Source organism: Fontisphaera persica (assembly GCF_024832785.1).
Taxonomy (GTDB): domain Bacteria; phylum Verrucomicrobiota; class Verrucomicrobiia; order Limisphaerales; family Fontisphaeraceae; genus Fontisphaera; species Fontisphaera persica.
This window is the reverse complement of record NZ_CP116615.1, coordinates 3144133-3162558: the sequence shown is the minus strand read 5'-3', so window position 1 is coordinate 3162558 and position 18426 is coordinate 3144133. Positions and strand designations below refer to the sequence as shown.

At 63.8% G+C, this 18426-nt stretch carries 13 protein-coding genes; 7 read left to right on the top strand and 6 right to left on the bottom strand.

The window, feature by feature from the left end; all coding sequences use genetic code 11:
• Positions 1 to 169 precede the first annotated feature (169 nt).
• Both NXS98_RS11795 and NXS98_RS11790 read left to right on the top strand, forming a co-directional pair.
• Complete coding sequence (locus NXS98_RS11795) at positions 170 to 1096, top strand: shikimate dehydrogenase family protein (protein WP_283845190.1); 927 nt, start codon at positions 170 to 172, stop codon at positions 1094 to 1096.
• Complete coding sequence (locus tag NXS98_RS11790; protein ID WP_283845189.1) at positions 1083 to 2204, top strand: prepilin peptidase; 1122 nt, start codon at positions 1083 to 1085, stop codon at positions 2202 to 2204. Before NXS98_RS11795 ends, NXS98_RS11790 begins: the two co-directional genes overlap by 14 nt.
• Before the next feature lie 68 nt (positions 2205 to 2272).
• Here NXS98_RS11790 and NXS98_RS11785 read toward each other — a convergent pair whose 3' ends face one another.
• The 5 genes from NXS98_RS11785 to NXS98_RS11760 form a co-directional block, all read right to left on the bottom strand.
• Positions 2273 to 2887 carry a riboflavin synthase gene (locus NXS98_RS11785; RefSeq protein WP_283845188.1) on the bottom strand — a complete coding sequence of 205 codons (615 nt, stop codon included), beginning with the start codon at positions 2885 to 2887 and terminating at the stop codon, positions 2273 to 2275.
• Between the two features lie 17 nt (positions 2888 to 2904).
• On the bottom strand, positions 2905 to 4584 hold the full coding sequence (locus tag NXS98_RS11780) for an adenylate/guanylate cyclase domain-containing protein (protein WP_343214092.1): 1680 nt from the start codon (positions 4582 to 4584) through the stop codon (positions 2905 to 2907).
• The gene (locus NXS98_RS11770) at positions 4581 to 4955 is read right to left on the bottom strand and encodes a response regulator (protein WP_283845187.1); all 375 of its coding nucleotides are present in this window, start codon (positions 4953 to 4955) and stop codon (positions 4581 to 4583) included. Before NXS98_RS11770 ends, NXS98_RS11780 begins: the two co-directional genes overlap by 4 nt.
• 21 nt (positions 4956 to 4976) lie before the next feature.
• A complete protein-coding gene (locus NXS98_RS11765) occupies positions 4977 to 7331 on the bottom strand; it encodes a sensor histidine kinase, YfiR-like protein-associated (RefSeq protein WP_283845186.1) in 2355 nt (784 codons plus the stop codon).
• Positions 7332 to 7619: 288 nt separating this feature from the next.
• The gene (locus tag NXS98_RS11760; protein ID WP_283845185.1) at positions 7620 to 9785 is read right to left on the bottom strand and encodes a M3 family metallopeptidase; all 2166 of its coding nucleotides are present in this window, start codon (positions 9783 to 9785) and stop codon (positions 7620 to 7622) included.
• Between the two features lie 201 nt (positions 9786 to 9986).
• Between NXS98_RS11760 and NXS98_RS11755 the strand changes: the two genes are divergently transcribed.
• Genes NXS98_RS11755 through NXS98_RS11735 form a run of 5 tightly spaced genes read left to right on the top strand, consistent with a single transcriptional unit; the run spans position 9987 to position 16746 of the window.
• Positions 9987 to 12731, top strand: a complete 2745-nt coding sequence (locus NXS98_RS11755; RefSeq protein ID WP_283845184.1) for a bifunctional serine/threonine-protein kinase/formylglycine-generating enzyme family protein — start codon at positions 9987 to 9989, stop codon at positions 12729 to 12731.
• Positions 12728 to 14266 (top strand): BamB-related PQQ repeat family beta-propellar protein, encoded by a 1539-nt coding sequence (locus tag NXS98_RS11750; protein ID WP_283845183.1) that lies wholly within the window; start codon positions 12728 to 12730, stop codon positions 14264 to 14266. Before NXS98_RS11755 ends, NXS98_RS11750 begins: the two co-directional genes overlap by 4 nt.
• A gap of 16 nt (positions 14267 to 14282) precedes the next feature.
• Positions 14283 to 15224, top strand: a complete 942-nt coding sequence (locus NXS98_RS11745) for a 1-phosphofructokinase family hexose kinase (protein ID WP_283845182.1) — start codon at positions 14283 to 14285, stop codon at positions 15222 to 15224.
• Between the two features lie 24 nt (positions 15225 to 15248).
• A complete protein-coding gene (locus NXS98_RS11740) occupies positions 15249 to 15875 on the top strand; it encodes a fused MFS/spermidine synthase (protein ID WP_283845181.1) in 627 nt (208 codons plus the stop codon).
• Entirely contained in the window at positions 15859 to 16746 is an 888-nt protein-coding gene (locus NXS98_RS11735; protein ID WP_283845180.1) for a spermidine synthase, read from the top strand. Before NXS98_RS11740 ends, NXS98_RS11735 begins: the two co-directional genes overlap by 17 nt.
• Before the next feature lie 37 nt (positions 16747 to 16783).
• On the opposite strand, the gene dnaA is transcribed toward NXS98_RS11735, so the two are convergent.
• Entirely contained in the window at positions 16784 to 18172 is a 1389-nt protein-coding gene (gene dnaA, locus NXS98_RS11730) for a chromosomal replication initiator protein DnaA (protein ID WP_283845179.1), read from the bottom strand.
• Between the last annotated feature and the right edge of the window lie 254 nt (positions 18173 to 18426).

Here is an 18426-nt window from a genome sequence, read left to right as displayed (position 1 = left end):
CTGTCAATCGCGCCCGGTGCGGGCGGGTGGTGGCGCCGGCGGGGTGCCGAAAATGTTTAGGGCAGGGCGCCGGGCCGTAATCCGCCAGCGCCGGGCAGGGCCAACTCATCCAGCCTCTTTGGCGAGTTGAGCTTGCGTCCGTGGCGTCAGGATGCCTATAACCAAGCGCGTGCCGGACTCATATGCATCACCCATAAATGCCAGCACCCGTTATTGCGCCGTGCTGGGCTGGCCCGTGCGGCATAGCGCCTCCCCGGCTTTTCAAAATGCGGGGCTGGCCGCGCTGGGATTAAACTGGCGCTACCTGGCCTTCGCTGTGCGGCCGGAGCATCTGGCGGAGGTCATCGCGGGCGCGCGGCGCATGCAGTTCATTGGCCTGAATCTGACCGTCCCCCACAAGCTGCTGGCGTATTCCATGGTGGAAGCGCTGGATGATTCGGCGCGGCGCTATGGCGCGGTGAACACCATCCGCTTCGAGGCCCTAAATGCCGCCGGTGAATGGCGGCCGCTGGCGGAGTTTGAGGGCGAGGCCGCCGGCGAAATCCGGGCGCAGGGCTTCAATACTGATGCGGAGGCGATGGTGCGCGCGTTGCGGGAAGACCTGGACTTCACTCCGCGCGGGGCCACTGTGCTGTTGTTGGGCGCGGGCGGCGCCGGCCAGGTGGCCGCGCTGAAGCTGGCGGATGAAGGGGTGGGCCGTTTGTGGCTGGTCAATCGCACGCGCAGCAAAGCCGAGGAAGTGGCCCAGCGGCTGGCGGCCACGCATCCGCAGGTGCGCGTGCAGGTGGGGTATCCCGCGGAGCCGGTGGATTTGGTGTTGAACGCCACTTCGCTGGGGTTGCGGGCGGAAGACGCGCTGCCGGTGGACACCGCGCAATTTCCCCTGGCCCGCGCGCGGCTGGTGTATGACATGATTTACCGGCCGGCGGAGACTCCCCTGTTGCGGGCGGCGCGGGCGGCCGGCTGCCGCACCGCCAACGGGCTGGGCATGTTGTTGCACCAGGGGGTCAAGGCGCTGGAAATCTGGTGCGGACGCCCCGCCCCCGTGGAGGTGATGCGCCGGGCGCTGCGGGAGCATGTTTATGGCCATGTTTGACCCCGAGGTGTGGGCCCAGGTGCCCTTTCATTTTTGGTCGTGCGCCTTTTTTGTCTTCGGCACGGCGGTGGGCAGTTTTCTCAACGTCATCATTCACCGGGTCCCGCGCGGGGAAAGCATAGTCTCGCCGCCCTCGCATTGTCCCCACTGCCAGTATGCAATCCCTTGGTATCTGAACATTCCGCTCATCACCTGGCTGTGGCTGCGCGGGCGGTGCGCCCACTGCCGGGCGCCGATTTCGCCGCGCTATTTTCTGGTGGAATTCCTGACCGGGGTGTTGTTTCTGCTGGCGTGGTGGCGGCAGGGGCCGGAGCATCCGGGGGTGGCCTTGATTTTGTGCCTGTTCATGGCCGGTCTGGTGGCGGCCACCTTTATTGACTTCGAGCATTTCATCATCCCCGAGAGCATCACCTTTGGCGGCATGGCCGCGGGCGTGCTGCTCTCGCCCCTGGCGCCGGCGTTGCATGGCAAAACTTCCGCCGCCGACGCCCTGCTGTCCTCCCTCGTGGGGATGGGGGCGGGCTGCGGGCTGGTGTACGGCATCTTGCGTGGCGGCAAGCTTTTGTTCGGCCGCAAAAAAATTGCGCTGCCCCCCGAGACCACCGTGATTTTTGGCGAGGAATCCCTGAAGCTGCCGGAGGAGGAGATTCCGTACGGCGAAATGCTCTACCGCGATTCGGATTACATTGAAGCGCAGGCCAAAAAAGCGGTGCTGGGCGAGGAGGTCTTCGAGAATGTGCGGGTGCGCCTGTACAAGGACCGCCTGGAAATTGGTGAGCAAACCCTGGACCCGGGGCCGGTGACGCATCTGGAAGTGGTGACGGACAGAATCATCATTCCGCAGGAGGCGATGGGGTTGGGGGATGTCTTTTTCATGGGCGCGATTGGCGCCTTTGTCGGCTGGCAGGGCGTGGTGTTCACCTTGTTGGGCAGCTCCCTGGTGGGGGCGCTGGCGGGGGTGACCCTCATTGTGCTGCGGCGGCTGGAGTGGTCGCGCTGGATTCCCTACGGCCCCTACCTCGCCCTGGCCGCCACCGTATGGGTTTTTGCCGGCCCCGAGCTGGTGAACTGGCTTTTACGGTGGGGCGAGCGTGGGGCGGGCGGGTAAAGGACGGCGGGAGCCAGGGAAGGCGTCCCGCCAGGAAGGCGTCTTTCGCCACCCCATGGGAGGCCGGCTTAGCGGATGAGGCCGCGAGCTTGCAGGAATTGCTCGATGTATTTGCCCACGAGGTCCGCTTCCAGATTCACGAGGTCTCCCACCTTGCGCTGGCGCAGGGCGGTGACCTCGAAGGTGTGCGGGATAATCCAGATGCGGAAGCCGTCGGGGTTCACCCCGGCCACGGTGAGGCTGATGCCGTCCACGGCGACGCTGCCCTTGAAGACGATGTAGCGCTGGACTTCCGGGGGGGCCTGAATGTCCAGCACGTGGTCCTGCCCGGCGCGTTCCCAGCGCACAATTTTGCCCACCCCGTCAATGTGGCCGGTGACAAAGTGCCCGCCCAGGCGGCCGTTGGCGGGGAGGGAGCGCTCGAGGTTCACCAGCGCGCCCACGGCGGCGGCGGAAAAACTGGTGCGCTGCCAGGTTTCCAGCAGCAAATCAAACTCCAGGGTGCGCCCCGCGCCGCGGCCGCCGGTCTTCACCACGGTGAGACAGCAGCCGTTGACGGCCACGCTGTCGCCAATCTTGACCCCGGCGGCCAGCCGACCGGCACGGATGACCAGGCGGATGGCCTTGGCGCCCTGGCGGATGCGTTGAATGACCCCTGTGCCTTCGACAATCCCGGTAAACATAAAATTCGGAGGCGGCTTTACATCCCGGACGCCGGTCGTATGGGCGCCGACGTGGCGGCGCGGCCGCTGAGGCGTCCCTGCAGGAAAAAGGTTTTAATGTCGCCGCAACGTTTGATGCTCAGCGGCTCGGCCGGTGTCAACTGGTATTTTTCCTTGAGCAAATCGGCGGCGGCCTCGGCCACGCGAATGGAGCCGGGGGGGCATTGGGCTTCGAGCGCGGAGGCGATGCGGACGGTGTCACCCCAGATGTCGTAGATGAATTTGCGGCGGCCGATGACGCCGCCGATGACCGGGCCGGAGCAGAGGCCGATGCGCAGCGAGAAATCGAGGCGGCTGAGCGAGGCGATGCGCTTGATGACCTTTTGCATTTCCAGGGCCATGTCCGCCGCGGCGGTGGCGTGATTGATTTGGGCCACTGGCGCACCCGCCACGGCCAGGTACTTGTCCACGATGGTCTTGATTTTCTCCAGGCCGTGCAGCTCGGCCAGCCAGTCGAACTGGGAAACGATGTCGTTGAGCAGCTCCACGGTTTCGGACGGGGTCATTTGGGTGGAGGCGGCGCTGAAGCCGGTGACGTCCGCCACCAGCACGGTGGTGGCCGGGTACTGGTCGGCGATGGAGCTTTCACCCTGCTTGAGGCGCTGGGCAATGGACTCGGGGAGGATGTTGCGGAGGAGGGTTTCGGCCTTTTGCCGCTCGGTTTCAATCAACTCGAAATAATTGCGCTCCTGGTCTCGCAGGCGTTTCTTTTCGAGCGACGCCGCAATGCGGGCGTTGAGCAGGACGGGATTGAAGGGCTTGGTGACGTAGTCGTCGGCGCCAATTTCCACGCAGCGGATGACGTTTTCCATTTCATCCAGCGCGCTGAGCATGATGACGGGGATGTGGCGCAGGGCGGGGTCGGCGATGATTTGCTGGAGGGTTTCCAGCCCGCCCAGCTCGGGCATGACAACATCGAGCAAAATCAGGTCAAACTTGCGCTGCCGCAGGACTTGCAGGGCCTGCAGGCCGTTTTCGGCCTCCATCACCGTGTGCCCCTGGCGCTCGAGGCGGCGGCAGAGCATGTCCCGGTTCATCTCGTTGTCGTCCACAATCAGAATGGTGCCGCGGCGCAGGGCGGCGGTATCGGCGGGGGAGGCCGGGGCGCGCAACAACGGGATGGCCGTGGCGGACTCGCTGCGGATTTTGCGGACGTCGAGCTGGGAGGGGAAGGAGACGCTGTCCAGGAGGGCGAGCAGGTTTTTGGCGGCACCGGTGACTTTTTGCAGGTCGGCCAGCACCCGCTCCAGCTTGTTATCCTCGGCCAGTTCCTGGCACAGCTCGCTGTAGCCGATGATAAGGTTCAAGGGCGTGCGCATTTCCATGCGCACGTAATCCAGGTCAATGACGTCCGATTCCAGCCGCCAGGGGGCCAGGGCCTCGTTGATGAGGGAAAGCAACTGGCCGCCGGCGGTGTGGATTTTCCGCAAATCGGCAAGCAGCTCGGGGTCGTCGAAATTTTCCAGCTCCTCCAGCATCAGCTCGCAATAGCCGATGATTTGATTCAACGGCGTGCGCAGGCTGTGCCGGAGGTTGGACAAAAGTTCGGCTTCTCCACCTTCGGACGGGGCCGCCCCGGCGGGACCGGAACCGGTTTCCGGGGGGGGCAGGTCGGCGGGGTCAGGCCCGGAGGCTTGTGGCGGCAATGAATCGCTCACGAGGACTTTTTGGGCAGCAGTTTTTCAATTTTTTCCAGCAACCGTGGCAGCTCGATGGGTTTGGTGTCGTAATCGTCACACCCGGCCTGCAGGGCCTTCTCGCGGTCGCCCGCCATGGCATGGGCGGTGAGGGCAATGACCGGAATGGCCTGGGTGGCCGGAAAGGTTTTCAGAATCTTGGTGGCTTCCCAGCCGTCCAGCACCGGCAGGCTCATGTCCATCAAAATCAAGTCGGGCGCTTCGGTCTGGGCCTTGGACACGCCCTCGTTGCCGTCCACGGCGATGATGACTTCATAGCCTTTGCGTACCAGCCGCCGCGACAGCATGTCGCGGTTCATCTCATTGTCCTCAACCAGCAGAATCTTAGCCATAAGCAATGTGTGCAATATACCCTAATTTGACGGTTTTGCCTGCGCCTCCTGCGGGGTGTGCTGGGTCAACACCCGCAGCCGGCTGACCAGCTCTTCGCAGGAATAACTGCCCTTGCGCAGCACGCCTTCCACCTGCCGGCCCAGCTTCTGGAAATACTCGGGCCCCAGGTCTTCGGTGGCGATGACCACCACTGGAATGAGGCTCAATTCGGGGTTTTTGTCCAGCGAGGCCAGAAACTCCATCCCTTCCATGTCGGGCAGCAGGAGATTCAGGAGGATGAGCGCCGGCGTGATTTTTTCCAGCCGCTCCAGCGCCGCCCGGCCGGTGCCGGCTTCCTCCACCGTCCAGCCTTCATTTTCCAGCATGATGCGCAGGGCGCTGCGGCTGGGCGCGTCATCATCAATGACCAGGACCTGGCCGGACTTGTTCTCGCGGCGGTATTTTTTCAGCACATTGGCCAGGCGCTCGCGGCTGACGGGTTTGGTGAGGTATTCGGAGGCGCCCAGGGTGAAGCCCAGATTCTTGTCGTCCACCATGCTGAGCATCACCACCGGGATTTCGGAAAGCTGCGGGTCCGCCTTGAGCGCGGTCAACACGGCCCAGCCGTCCATTTCCGGCATCATCACATCCAGGGTGATGACGTCCGGCTTGATTTCGCGGGCCAGGCGCAGGCCTTCCTTGCCGCCCAGGGCGCAGGTGACGTAGAAGCCTTCCTTGACCAGGTACCGTTTGAGCAGGTCATGGATGATGGGGTCATCATCAATGACCAGCACGCGGCTGGCGTTGGGCGGCAACGGCACGGGTTTCTCGACTTTGGCGGGGGCAATCTCGACCTTTTTCACGGTGGTGGCCGGGAGCCAGACGGTGAAGGTGCTGCCCTTGCCGTATTCGCTGGTCACGTCAATGCTGCCGCCCATCATTTCACAAAACCGCCGCGTGATGGCCAGTCCCAGGCCGGTGCCGCCGTATTTTTTGGTGGTGCCGGCGTCCGCCTGGCTGAAGGCCTGGAACAGGCGGCCCATCTGCTCCTTGGTCATGCCGATGCCGGTGTCGGCCACGCGGAATAAAAAGCCCTCGTCGCCGTTGCGCGGGAGGCGCTGCACCTCCAGGGTGATGGTGCCTTCCTTGGTGAACTTGCAGGCGTTGCTCAGCAGGTTGAACAGCGTCTGCCGCACCTTGGTCTGGTCGGAGTGCATGGTGCCCAGGTTTTCGCCCAGCCGCAAATCCAGCTTGTTGGCATTTTTTTCCAACAAGGGGGTGATGGTGGAGGTGATTTCCCGGATGGTCTCCTGGACATCGAAGGTCTCCAGAAAGAGGTCCATTTTGCCGGCTTCGATTTTGGAGAGGTCCAGAATGTCATTGATGAGCGCCAGCAGGTGCTTGCCGGCGCCGTGGATTTTCTTGAGGTCCACCTCCATGGTTTCCTCGCCCAGGTCCTGGGCCTCCTCGATGAGCATTTCGCTGTAGCCAATGATGGCGTTGAGCGGCGTGCGCAGCTCGTGGCTCATGTTGGCCAGAAAGGCGCTCTTGGCCTGGTTGGCCACTTCGGCCTGCTCGCGGGCCTCCTGGGCCTCCATGGTGGCCCGCGCCAGCTCGGCGGTGCGTTCCTCCACCTTTTTTTCCAGGTTCAGGTTGGCCTCGCGCAATTTGGCCTGGGCGGCCTGCAAATCCTTTTCGCGCCGCTCCAGGTTTTCGAGCATGGAGTTGAAGGAATCAATGAGCGAGCCGATCTCGTCTTCCGCGCCCTTGGGCACCCGCACGCTGAAGTTGTGTTGTTGCGCCACATTGCGGGCCACCTCGGCCAGCCCCAGAATGGGCCGGCTGATGACCCGCTGCAACGCAAACGAAAACAACACCGCGCACAAGAAGGAGACCAGCAGCACCACCTGGGCGATTTCCAGATACTGCTCGTAATGCGCGCGGATGTTTTCGCCGAAGTCCGCCTTCAAATAAACGATGCCGGCCCGTTCGCCCTCGGTTTCGATGGGTTTGAAGAGGATGAGGTAGTCGCCCTCGAAAAATTGCTGCAATTTTTTGGGTTGGATGGGCAGGACTTCGTTGACATCCGCCCGGGTGTACTGCGCCATGAGGAGGTTGTTGGTGCCGTAAACGCCGGCGGCCAGGACGTTGGGCGTGCCGGTCAGCTTGGTCAGTTGCCGCCGCACCTCTTCGCGGTCCCCTTGCAGCACAGCCTTGGCGGTGGTGGCGGTCACCAGGTCCGCCACGGTTTCCAGTTGGCGGGAAATGGTCTGGCGGAAACGGAACATCTCATAGGCGATGATGGCCGTGCAGGCAACCAGGGAGGAAAACATGCAGGCCGCCACAATCACCAGCATGAGCTTCCATTTGAAAGAAATGCGTTTCAAATTCTTCATCTGGCCATCTTTGTAAACCCGCTTCCCGTGGCCGCACGCCCACCTCAACGTGCCGCCGGGCGCCGCTGCTCACTTCTGAAACCAAGGCTGAATGTATGCAGAAAATTACCCCAAAGCAATCTCTTTTCCTGGCGGCTCCACGCCCCGGGCGTTCTTCCCGGGCTTAAAATCTGGGCCAGGGCGGCGTTGGCTTGCCCCCCATTCTCTCATCCCTTGGAGCGCAGGCCGGGCCGCCGCTGGGAGCCCGTGCAGGGGGCTGTCCCCGGCCCTCTCCAAGCTAGAGTTGGCTCAGTTGGCTGCGGGTGTTTCCAGCCCCAATTCCTTGAGGAAGGGGGCCAGGGAGCGCGGGCGGCCCAGGAAGCGCTCAATGGAAAGGTTGACATCGCGGCTGTCGCCCGGCGCGTAGATTTCATCGCGCAGTTTGCGGCCAAGCTGGGTGTCAAAATAGCGCTGCGGCGAGTTTTCAAAGAGGGTGGCCATGTCGGCGGCAATGGCATCGGCCCACGCATACCCATAATAGGCCGCGTCATAGCCCATCAGATGTCCGAAATAGGCCACAAAGGCGGTATCTTCGGGCACGGGGAGGAAAACTTCGCGGAAGACGTCATTGGCCATTTGCACGGGGTCCTGGCCGGCGCCGGGGCGGATTTCCATGTGCAACTTCAAATCGAGCAGGCCAAAGGTGAGCTGCCGGCGGTAATAGGTGGCGATGGTGGCACGTTTGGCGGCCTTGAGCTGGGCGAGGATGTCCTGCGGGATTTTACGAGAGGGGTCCTGATAATGCCCGGCAAAGGTGTCCAGCACGGCCTTGTCCCACACCCAATTTTCGAGCATTTGGGAGGGCGCCTCCACAAAGTCGCGCGGCACGCTGGTGCCGGAGAAGCGGGCGTGGTTGGCGCGGGTGAGCAGGCAGTGCATGGCGTGGCCAAACTCATGGAACAGCGTTTCCACGTCGGCATGGGACAGCAGCGAGGGCTTGTCCGGCGAGGGCGGCGGGAAGTTGCAAATCAACGCGGAGACCGGGCGCTGGTAGGTGCCGTCCGGCAGGCGCTTGCCCTCGATGAGGCTGAAGTGGGCAAAGTGGTTGTACTTGCCTTCGCGGGGGAACATGTCCAGATAGAGCAGCCCCAGCGGCTCGCCGGTGGCGGCATCGGTGACGGCGTACAGTTTCAAATCGTCCACCCATTTGGCCGGAGGGGTGACTTCGGCAATGCGGAGCCCGAACATCTGCTGGTAAATGGCAAACATGCCCTCGAGCACGCGCTGGTAGGGGAAGTAATCCCGCAATTTTTCCGCGTCCACCGCGTGGCGCTCTTTTTTGAGCTGGTTCATGTAATAGGCGGTGTCCCACAGCTCGATGCGGGCGTTGGGGTTGCCGGTATCCCGGGCTTTCAGCTCCTGAAAGGCCTTCAATTCCGCCTCAAACTTGGGTTGCAGGCCGGTCTTCAACTGCTCCAGAAAGGCGCGGGCGGTGGCGGCGTTTTTGGCCATTTTGGGTTCAATCTGGTAATCGGCCCAGGTGGCGTAACCGAGTTTTTGGGCGATGGTGGCTCGCAACTCCAAAATCTGGCGCAGCAGGGGCACATTGGCCTCGCGGGCCAGGTTGTAGCGAAGCTGCGTCAGCTTGCGGCGGGTGGCCTCGACCCGGCAGTTTTCCATGACCATCTGGTACTGGAAGGTGACGTTGGCCAGGAGGGTGTATTCGTCTTCGCCCGTTTTGATGCCGGGCTGTTGCAACAACAAATCAGGCACGCCTTCCAGCTCGGCGCGGGTGAACTTCACCGGCGCCCTGGCCTTGGTGATGTTGGATTGGAAATCGGTCATCAGCCGCGCCAGCTCCTTGCGCAGGCGCTCGACTTCATCGCGCTGCGCGCGGGGCAGCGCCAGACCGGCGCGGCGGTAATCGCGGAGCGTTTCGGCCATGAGCTTGGCGTCTTCGCCTTCCAGCCTGGGCTGCGTGTCGGCAAAGGCTTGGAGCGTGGCATAAACGTCCTCGCGATAGTCCAACCCCACCCACCATTCCTGGATGGTTTTCTCGGCCTCGGCGCAGGCTTCGCGCAGGGCGGCCTGGGGATGGGTCTCCTTGAGCAGGCTCACGCGGTTGGCGGTGAGACTGGCGGCGTAAAGCGTGTCGTCCAGCGCGCGGAAGGTGTTGGCAAAGCTAAGCTGCCGCCGGTCCAACTTGCCAATGGCGTCCAACCGGGCGTTGGCTTGGGCAATGGCCTGCTGGACGGCCCGTTGCACCGCCTCGGGAGTGGTTTCAAATTCCGGCAGGGTGAGACGCAAATTAAAACGCGCGGCTTGCGCCTGGAGCGAGGGTAAATCAACCGTGGACATGGCAGTAGGGGGGGCGGGGGAGCGGGAAACGGAGGCGCAACCGGCCAGGCAGAGCGCCAGACCGGCGGCCAAACCCATTCCGCCCGCAATTCCGAGCAGCTTTTGCTTCGGCATCATGGCGGCTTAATGTGCCTGAAAACGGCGGCAATTCAACTATTCATATCAAACCATGGCCGCATGCCCGCCCGTGCCGGAGCGGCAGGGCGCCTCGCCTGATGGAGATGGCGGCGGGCGGAGCGAAAGAAGTCGTTGCCCGTCTAATCGGGTGATGCTAAGCTAAATCACGTCACTGACGGATTAATCCCAATGTGAACTCATATGTCAGCCAATAGTTCCCCCACCCCCCCCGAAGTGGATTTAGGCGAGGCCGTGCGCAGCCTGGCCGCCGGGCAATTTGTGTTCAACCGGTATTGTTTGGTGCGGCTGATTGGCCGGGGCCGCAACAGCGCCGTCTGGCAGGCATGGGATGACCAGGGCAGCCGCGATGTGACCTTGAAGTTTCTGCCGGCGCGCGTGACCGGCACACCGGAGGCGATGGCGCAGATTGCCGCCGTGGTGGGGGAATTAAAACAGCTTGAAACCCCCGGCCTGGCGCGGGTGTATGACTGGGTGACCGAAGGGCCGCTGGCCGCCGTGGTGGAGGAATGGATTGAGGGAGCCAGCCTGCATGATTTGCGCCAGCAGCGCAAGAATCAGGTCTTCGATGCGGTGGACCTGAAAGAATGGCTCAAACCCATCACCAAAAACCTGGGGGCATTGCACGCCAAAGGCCAGGCGCACGGCAATCTCAAACCCACCAACCTGCTGCTGGCGCAGACGGGGGAAATCATCATCACAGACGCCCGCCTGGATGCCCTCCTGGGCTTCTGGGTCAACAAGCTCGAGGGCAGCCCGCGCGATGTGGCGCAAAGTTTTCGGTACTGCAGCCCCCAGCAATTGGAAGGCAATCCGCCCACGGTGTCCGATGATGTTTATTCGCTGGGCGTTTGTCTCTATGAGTTGATTACCAGCAAGCCGCCCTTTAATACCGGCAACATCATTTCGCAGGTCAAAGAAGATGTGCCGCCCACGATGACCCGCCGCCGCCGGGACATGCGGATATTGGGCGAGCCCATCCCGCGGGCCTGGGATGAAACGGTGGCCGGCTGCCTGGCCAAGGAGCCGGCGTATCGCCCGGAAAGCATGGAGGAGGTGGCGGACCGCCTGGAGCTCTACGGCCCCTGCAAGCGGCCTCCCCTGCCAACCCCGCCTGAGCCTTTCAAAGCGGCGGCCGCTCCGCTGGCGCCCGCGGCTCCGGCCGTGGCCGCGACTCCCACGCCGCCCGTCCCCACCATGAACATCCCCGGCACGCCGACGCCCACGCCGGCCGCGGCGGCCCCGCCCAAGAAGAGCCTGGTGCCGATTATTGCGGTGATGGTAGGGGTCATTCTGGGCATTGTCGGGTGGTACATCAGCACGCAGATGCATCCGGCCAGCGCGCCCGTGGCCACCACCACGCCGCCGGATGCTTCCACCAACGCCGGCCTGAGCGCCGAGGAATTGGAACGCCGGCTGGCCTTCGAGCGGGAAGCCCTTCAGCGGAAGTTGGATGAAGAGCGCAAACGGCTCGAGGAGGAAAAGAAAAAAGCCGAGGAAGAACTGGAGCAACGCCGCAAGGCCCTGGAAATTGCCGCCGCCCAGGCCAAAAAAGCCCAGGAGGAGGCGGAGGCGCGCCGGCGGCAGGCGGAAGAGGAGGCCCGCAAGCGCGAAGCCGAGGCGCTGGCCAAGAAACGGGCGGCGGAAGAGGAAGCCAAACGCCTGGAAGCCGAGCGCCTGGCCATCCTCAAAAAAGAGGCGGACTTGAAGCGGCTGGCCGAGGAGGCGGCCAAAAAAGCCGGCGGCGACGCCGCCGCCGAGGCCGAGCGCCGGAAGATTGAAGCCCAACTGGCCGCCCAGCGGGCGGAGGCCGAGCGCATCAAAGCCGCAGCGGAAGCTGCTTTGAAGGAAGCCGAGGCCACCCGCCTGGCGGCGGAAGCCGCTGCGAAAAAGCTGGAGGAGGAGGAGCGCGCCCGCAAGGAACTGGAGGCCAAGGCGCAGGCCGCCATCGAAGAAGAACGCAAGCGCCGCGAGGAGGAGGCGGCCCGCAAGGCGGAGCTGGAGCGCAAACTGGCGGAAGCCGAAAAGGCCCGCTTGAAGGCCGAAGAAGAGACGCGCCGCAAACTGGAGGAAGCGGCCCGCCGTGCCGAGGCCGAGCGCCAGGCACGCCTGGCCAAGCTTAGCGAGGAAGCCCGCCGCGCCGAGGAAGCGCGGCGCGCGGAAGAGGCCCGGAAAGCCGCCGAGATGAAAGCGGCGCAAGAGCAAAAGAGCGCCCAGCAGGCCCAGTTGGCGCTGGTGGAAAGCCGGCCGGCGCCCGGCAAAATCTGGCACAATTCACTGGGCATGCGGATGGTCCCGCTGGGCAATGTGTTCATCTGCGCCTGGGAAACCCGCGTGCAGGATTTTTCGCGTTTCGCGCTGGATGCGCGTTTTGCCGAGCTGGCCTGGAAGGAGCCGGGGTTCCAACAGGCGCCCACGCACCCGGTGGTCAACGTGAATTACGAGGACGCCGTGCGCTTCTGTGACTGGCTGACCCAGCGCGAGCGCAAGGAGGGAATCATTGGCGCCGACCAGCTTTACCGGCTGCCCACCGACGTGGAATGGAGTCTGGCGGCGGGGTTGCCGCAGGAATCGGGCGCCACGCCGGCCGAGCGCAGCGGACGCCTGGCGGGGGTGTATCCCTGGGGCCAGGAATGGCCGCCGCCCACGGGCGCGGGCAACTATGCCGATTACCTCACTTTCGACCGCTTCGAAAACACGGCGCCGGTGGCCAGTTTCATGCCCAATGCCAAGGGGCTTTTTGACCTGGGCGGCAACGCCTGGGAATGGGTGCAGGATTGGGGGGACGCCGCCCAGAAGCAACGTGTGCTGCGCGGCGGCTCCCACTTCGGTTACATCCCCGGCACACTGGCGGCTTCTTACCGGCTGCTGGTGGACGCCAAAGAACGGCGCCCGGATTACGGGTTTCGCGTGGTGTTATCCAAATGATTTCTCAAGCGCGGGCGCTAAAGCAAGCTGTGGGACGGGCGGCTTGGTGGGCGATGTGCGGGGCGGCTTTTTGCGCCGCGCCGGCGGCGGACCAGCCGCAGTGGGGCCAGGCGTGGAGCCGCAACATGGTTTCGTACGAACGCGGCCTGCCGGAATCCTTTGACCCTCAAACCGGCCGGAACCTCAAGTGGACCGCCGCCTTGGGCACGGAAACTTATTCCACTCCCGTGGTGGGGCGGGGCGTGGTGCTCATCGGCACGAACAACAACCGCCCGCGCGATTCCAAACATCAAGGGGATCGCGGCGTGTTGCTGTGTCTGGACGAGGCCACCGGCCAGTTGCGCTGGCAACTGGTGACGCCCAAATACAACGATGACATTTACCAGGACTGGCCCCATGCCGGCATCTGCGCCTCGGCCACCATCGAGGGCAACCGTGCCTACATCCTCGACAACCGGCGCAGCGTGTTGTGCCTCGATTTGGAAGGGCTGGCCAACGGCAATGACGGCCCCTACACCGACGAAGGCCAGTACCTGACCCCCACCAACGCGCCGCGGATGACTCCCGGGCCGCTGGATGCTGATATTCTCTGGCGTTTTGATGTGCCGGAGCAGGCGGGCATCTGGCCGCACGACGGCGCCCATGCGGCGATTCTAATCCGCGGCGACCACTTGTACCTGAATTCCGGCAACGGCGTGGACAACACCCACCGGCGCATTCGCCGCCCCGAGGGTCCCAGCCTGATTGTGCTGGATAAACACACCGGCCGCTACCTGGCGCGCGACCGCGAAAACATGGGCCCGCGCATTTTTCATTGCACGTGGTCTCCACCGGCCCTGGCGCGGGTGCAGGGCGTGGAGCAGATTATCTTCTGCGGCGGAGACGGCGTGATTTACGGATTTACGCCCTGGGCGGGGGCCGCCGGTGGCAGCGAGCCGGGGACTTTGCAGAAGCGCTGGCAGATTGATTTTGATCCCACCGGCCCCAAGGAGGACGTGCACCGGTTCATCAGCAATCGCAAGGAAAGCCCCAGCAACATCAAGAGCACGCCGGTGGTCGTGGGGGACCGGGTGTACGTCACGGGCGGCGGCGACATTTGGTGGGGCAAAAATGAAGCCTGGCTCAAGTGTTACGCCATCACCGGCGAGGGGGACATCACCGCCCACGCGCTGGTGTGGTCCGTGCCCCTGCAGCGGCACACCTGCTCCACGCCGGCGGTGCATGAGGGATTGGTCTATGCGGCCGATTGCTCGGGCCAGGTCCTTTGCGCCGATGCCGCCACCGGCCAGGTGTATTGGCGGCATCAACTGGCCGGCGAAATCTGGTCCTCGCCTTTGGTGGCCGATGGCCGGGTCTATATCGGCTCACGGCGCGGAGATTTGGCGGTGCTGGCCACCGGCCGCGAGCTGCGGGTGCTGGCCACCCTGCAACTGGACAGCGCCATCGTGGCCACGCCCGTGGCCGCCAACGGCGTGCTCTACGTGGCCACCATGCGCACCCTCTATGCCGCGGCGGCGCGGCCATCCCCACCTTGATGGCTGACTTGCGCCCATGATTCTCTGCCTCGGCCCCACTCCCGCGCTGCAGCGCGTCATGCGCTTTGCCCGCCTGCAAACCCAGGCGGTCAACCGCGCCTTGGAGACGCTCGACGGCATCGCGGGCAAGGCGGTCAATGTGGCCAAGGTCCTGCGCACCCTGGGGGAAACGCCCCTGCTCACGGGATTTATTGGCGGGGAGACCGGTCGGCGGCTGGAAGCCGGACTGGCGCAGTGTGGCTTGCGGCAGGAATGGGTGCGCGTGCCCGCTCCCACCCGCCAGTGCATCACCGTGGTGGACATGGCCAGCGGCGGGGTGACGGAATTGGTGGAGGAAAGCCGCCCCGTGCCGGCCGAAGCCTATGACCGTTTGTGGGACGTGGTGAAAACGCGCCTTCCACAATGCCGCGCCCTCATTATTTCCGGCACCCTCACCCCCGGCGCACCCACCGATTTTTATGCGCGTTGCGTCGCCGCGGCCCGGCAGCAGGGGCTGCTGACGGTGGTGGACACGCAACGGGATGCCCTGCGTGCCACGCTGGCGGCGCGGCCCACGCTGGTCAAACCCAACCGCCAGGAATTGGAGGCGCTGCTGGAGCAGCCGCTGCCGGATGCGCCGGCGGTGGCGCGGGCCATGCGTCATTTGCAGGACCAGGGGGCGGAGGCGGTCCTGGTCACCGCGGGCAGCGGCCCGGCGCTGCTCAGCGCGGAAGGGCGCCTATGGCAACTGCGGCCCCCTGCCATCGCCGCCCTGAATCCCATAGGCTCCGGCGACTCCCTCACCGCCGCGATGGTGTCGCGCCGTTTGCGCGGCGAAGACTGGCCCGAAGCCTGTCGCTGGGGCGTGGCGGCTGGCGCGGCCAACGCCCTGACCTGGATGCCAGGCGAGCTGGAAATGCCGGACCTTGAGCGCCTGCTGGCGCAGGCGGAGGTCACGGCGTGGGAGCCGCCCTCCTGAAGCGCCCCGGCTGGAGTCCCCGCCATGCGCACTTTTTGTGAAATCCTGCTCGTGAGCACCGGCGGCTTCATCATCATGGTGCTCGAAATTGCCGGCGTGCGATTTCTCACGAAGGATTTTGGCGGGTCCTTTTACGTGTGGATCAGCCAGATTGGCATGGTCATGGCCGCGCTGGCGTTTGGCTATTTTTGCGGCGGCTGGCTGGCGGATCAATTTCCGCGGCCGGGGCGGCTGGCGCCGTTGCTGGCGGGCACGGCCTTGTTCATTGCCGCCCTGCCCGTGCTGGCCCCGCCGCTCATTGGCCTGATCATTCAGCGGCATCCGCTGGACCGCGACATTCCGATGTTGTGGCAGAAAGTGGACCCGGCGCTGGGCAGCGCGGTGTTGTTCTTGCTGCCCTGCTTTGTGCTGGCCATGTTGTCGCCCTTCACCATCCGCCTGGCGGCGCGCGCGCTGGACCGTGTCGGCTCGGCCAGCGGGCGCATTTACGCCGCCAGCACGGTGGGGAGCATTGCGGGGGTGTTTGTCACGGGCTACGCGCTGCTAGACTGGCTCAGTTTGCCGGCGGTTTTCCTGCTCGCCGGCGGTTTGACGCTGGGGCTGGCGGGTTTATGTTGGTACATGAACCGTTTTTATGCGCCGCGTTCTTGAATATCTCTGCGCGGGCCTGCTGGCGCTGCCGGCCCCGGCGGCCGTGGTGCACGAAGTGTTTTCCGCCTACCACCACATCCAGGTGCGGGACGAAGCGGGGCTGCGCATTCTCAGTTTCAACGGCTCGCAGGAAACGCGGATGTCCCTCGTCAATCATCTCGAGGGTCATTTTGATTACACGGAGTATTTTCACATTCCCATCGTCCTCAACCCCGGCCTGAGCAACGTGCTCATGGTCGGCCTGGGCGGCGGCAGCACCCAGCGCGCCTATGCGTATTATTATCCGCGCGTGCGGGTGGACACGGTGGAGATTGACCCCGAGGTGGTGGTCATTGCCCGCCGTTTCTTCGGCGTGCTGGAATCGCCCCAGCACCGCATCCACGTGGCGGATGGGCGCGTTTTTCTGCGGCGCAATCCCACGCGCTACGACGCCATTCTGATGGACGCTTATCAAACCGGCCGCTACGGCTCGGATGCGCCGCATCACCTGGTCACCCGGGAATTTTTCCAACTGGCCGCCACCAATCTCACCCCCAATGGGGTGATTATGTACAATGTCATCGGCACGCTGGGCGGATGGAAGGCCGAGCGGGTGGGCGCGCTGTATCGCACCATGAAAACGGTGTTTCCGCAGGTCCATTGGTTTGCCGCGGAGAACTCGATGAACGTGGTCCTGTTGGGCGTCAAATCCCGCGAGCCGCTGACCCTGCCGGTCCTCCGGCAAAAGTACGAGGAGCAGCGCAAACGCCAGGTGTTGATGCCGCCCGCCATGGCCGTGCGGGTGAATGCCTTCCGCACCAACGTGCCGCCCGCCGCGGCGCGCGCGCCGGTGCTGACCGACCACTACGTGCCGCCCACCGCCTTGCGGTGAGGGAAGGTTGGCCTCCTTCAACGGCGCCGGCCGGCGCCTAGCGCAACAAGGATTGCTTCAGGTGCTCCACCAGCTTGCGCACGTTGGGGTCCACCTCCATGCGGTCTTTGACCAGCCGGCAACCGTGCAATACCGTGCCGTGGTCGCGTCCTCCCAGCGCCTCGCCGATGGTGTTGAGCGAGCTTTCGGTCAGCTCGCGCGCCAGGTACATGACAATCTGGCGCGGGAAGGCGATGTTCTCCGGCCGCCGCCGGCCGGTGAGGTCGGACAGGCGCAAATCAAAATGCTCCGCCACGCGCTTGAGGATGACCTCCACCGTCACATGGGTCTGGCCCTCCTCGTGCAGCACTTCGCGCAACAAGTTCTCCACGGCATCCAGCGTCAGCGGTTTGCGCGTCAGCGAGGCATAAGCCGCCACCCGGGTCAGCGCGCCTTCCAGTCGGCGGATGTTGGTGCGGATGCGGCTGGCCAGGAAATTGATGATTTCATCCGGCAGCTTCAGGCCCATCAATTCCTGTTTTTTGCGCAGGATGGCCACGCGCGTTTCGACATCCGGCGGCTGCAAATCGCTCACCATCCCCCACTCGAAACGGGTGATGAGGCGGTCCTCCAGCCCGTTGATTTCGCTGGGGGGGCGGTCGCAGGAAAGCACAATCTGCATGTGCGCCTCATGCAGGGCGTTGAAGGTGTGGAAAAACTCCTCCTGAATGCGCTCCTTGCCGCTGAGAAACTGGATGTCGTCAATCAGCAGCACATCCGTCTGCCGGTATTTTTTGCGGAACCGCGCCAGCGTGCCGCTTTGAATGGCGTCAATGAATTCGTTGGTGAACTTTTCGCAGGAGACGTACGCCACGCGCGCAGTCTTTTTATGGGCCACCACATACTGCCCGATGGCGTGCAGCAGGTGCGTTTTGCCCAGCCCCACCCCGCCGTAGAGGAAGAGCGGATTGTAGGCTTTGCCGGGATTTTGCGCGACGGCCATCGAGGCGCCGTGGGCCATCACGTTGTTATCCCCCACCACGAAGGTGTCAAAGGTATTGCGCGGATTGAAAATGGATTCGCGATTATGCCCGTTGATGGCCTCGGCTTCGGCCTGCTGGCGCTGGCGACCGCGGCCGGTGCTGGCCGGGCGCGCCGGGGGCGGCTCCGGCTCGGGGGGCGCCAGCAGGGTGCCCGGGGCGGCGGTCTTGAACTTGATGTTCAAGTTCTGTCCCGTGGCATGCGCCACCGCATCACGCAACAGCCCCAGATAATTGTCCTTGAGCCAGACCTCAAAGAAATCATTGGGGACTTCGAGGAGGATTTCCTCGTTCGTGACATCCACTGCTCGCACTGGCGCAAACCAAAGTTTGTAGATGTCCGGATTCAACATGCCCCGCAAGGATTGCTGGGCCGAATCCCATACCTTTTCGGCGGTAATTTGCATGTGTGCCTGCTCCCGTTAACCAGCGCGACGGCCTGATTTATTCACGTACCCCTGATATGCCTGGCAAACGGGCGGGCGCGGCGGGCTAGAAATCCGGTACAAAGCCCCGGCCACGCAGGCCAAGGCGCGATAGAAAAAGCCGCACTTGCCGTTTAATCCATGCATATCTACCTAACTGACAAGTACTTATGACAATACCTCTCCCAGTCGCTTGTTCATCGGTCACTGTTGTTTGACTGGGTGCGTCGAAAACG

Excerpts from the sequence above, each read along its gene's own strand:
- NXS98_RS11755 (WP_283845184.1), top strand. The coding sequence starts at position 9,987 with ATGTCAGCCAATAGTTCCCCCACCCCCCCCGAAGTGGATTTAGGCGAG.
- NXS98_RS11740 (WP_283845181.1), top strand. The coding sequence starts at position 15,249 with ATGCGCACTTTTTGTGAAATCCTGCTCGTGAGCACCGGCGGCTTCATC.
- dnaA (WP_283845179.1), bottom strand. The coding sequence starts at position 18,172 with ATGCAAATTACCGCCGAAAAGGTATGGGATTCGGCCCAGCAATCCTTG.
- NXS98_RS11750 (WP_283845183.1), top strand. The coding sequence starts at position 12,728 with ATGATTTCTCAAGCGCGGGCGCTAAAGCAAGCTGTGGGACGGGCGGCT.
- NXS98_RS11760 (WP_283845185.1), bottom strand. The coding sequence starts at position 9,785 with ATGATGCCGAAGCAAAAGCTGCTCGGAATTGCGGGCGGAATGGGTTTG.
- NXS98_RS11765 (WP_283845186.1), bottom strand. The coding sequence starts at position 7,331 with ATGAAGAATTTGAAACGCATTTCTTTCAAATGGAAGCTCATGCTGGTG.
- NXS98_RS11785 (WP_283845188.1), bottom strand. The coding sequence starts at position 2,887 with ATGTTTACCGGGATTGTCGAAGGCACAGGGGTCATTCAACGCATCCGC.
- NXS98_RS11770 (WP_283845187.1), bottom strand. The coding sequence starts at position 4,955 with ATGGCTAAGATTCTGCTGGTTGAGGACAATGAGATGAACCGCGACATG.
- NXS98_RS11735 (WP_283845180.1), top strand. The coding sequence starts at position 15,859 with ATGCGCCGCGTTCTTGAATATCTCTGCGCGGGCCTGCTGGCGCTGCCG.
- NXS98_RS11745 (WP_283845182.1), top strand. The coding sequence starts at position 14,283 with ATGATTCTCTGCCTCGGCCCCACTCCCGCGCTGCAGCGCGTCATGCGC.
- NXS98_RS11790 (WP_283845189.1), top strand. The coding sequence starts at position 1,083 with ATGGCCATGTTTGACCCCGAGGTGTGGGCCCAGGTGCCCTTTCATTTT.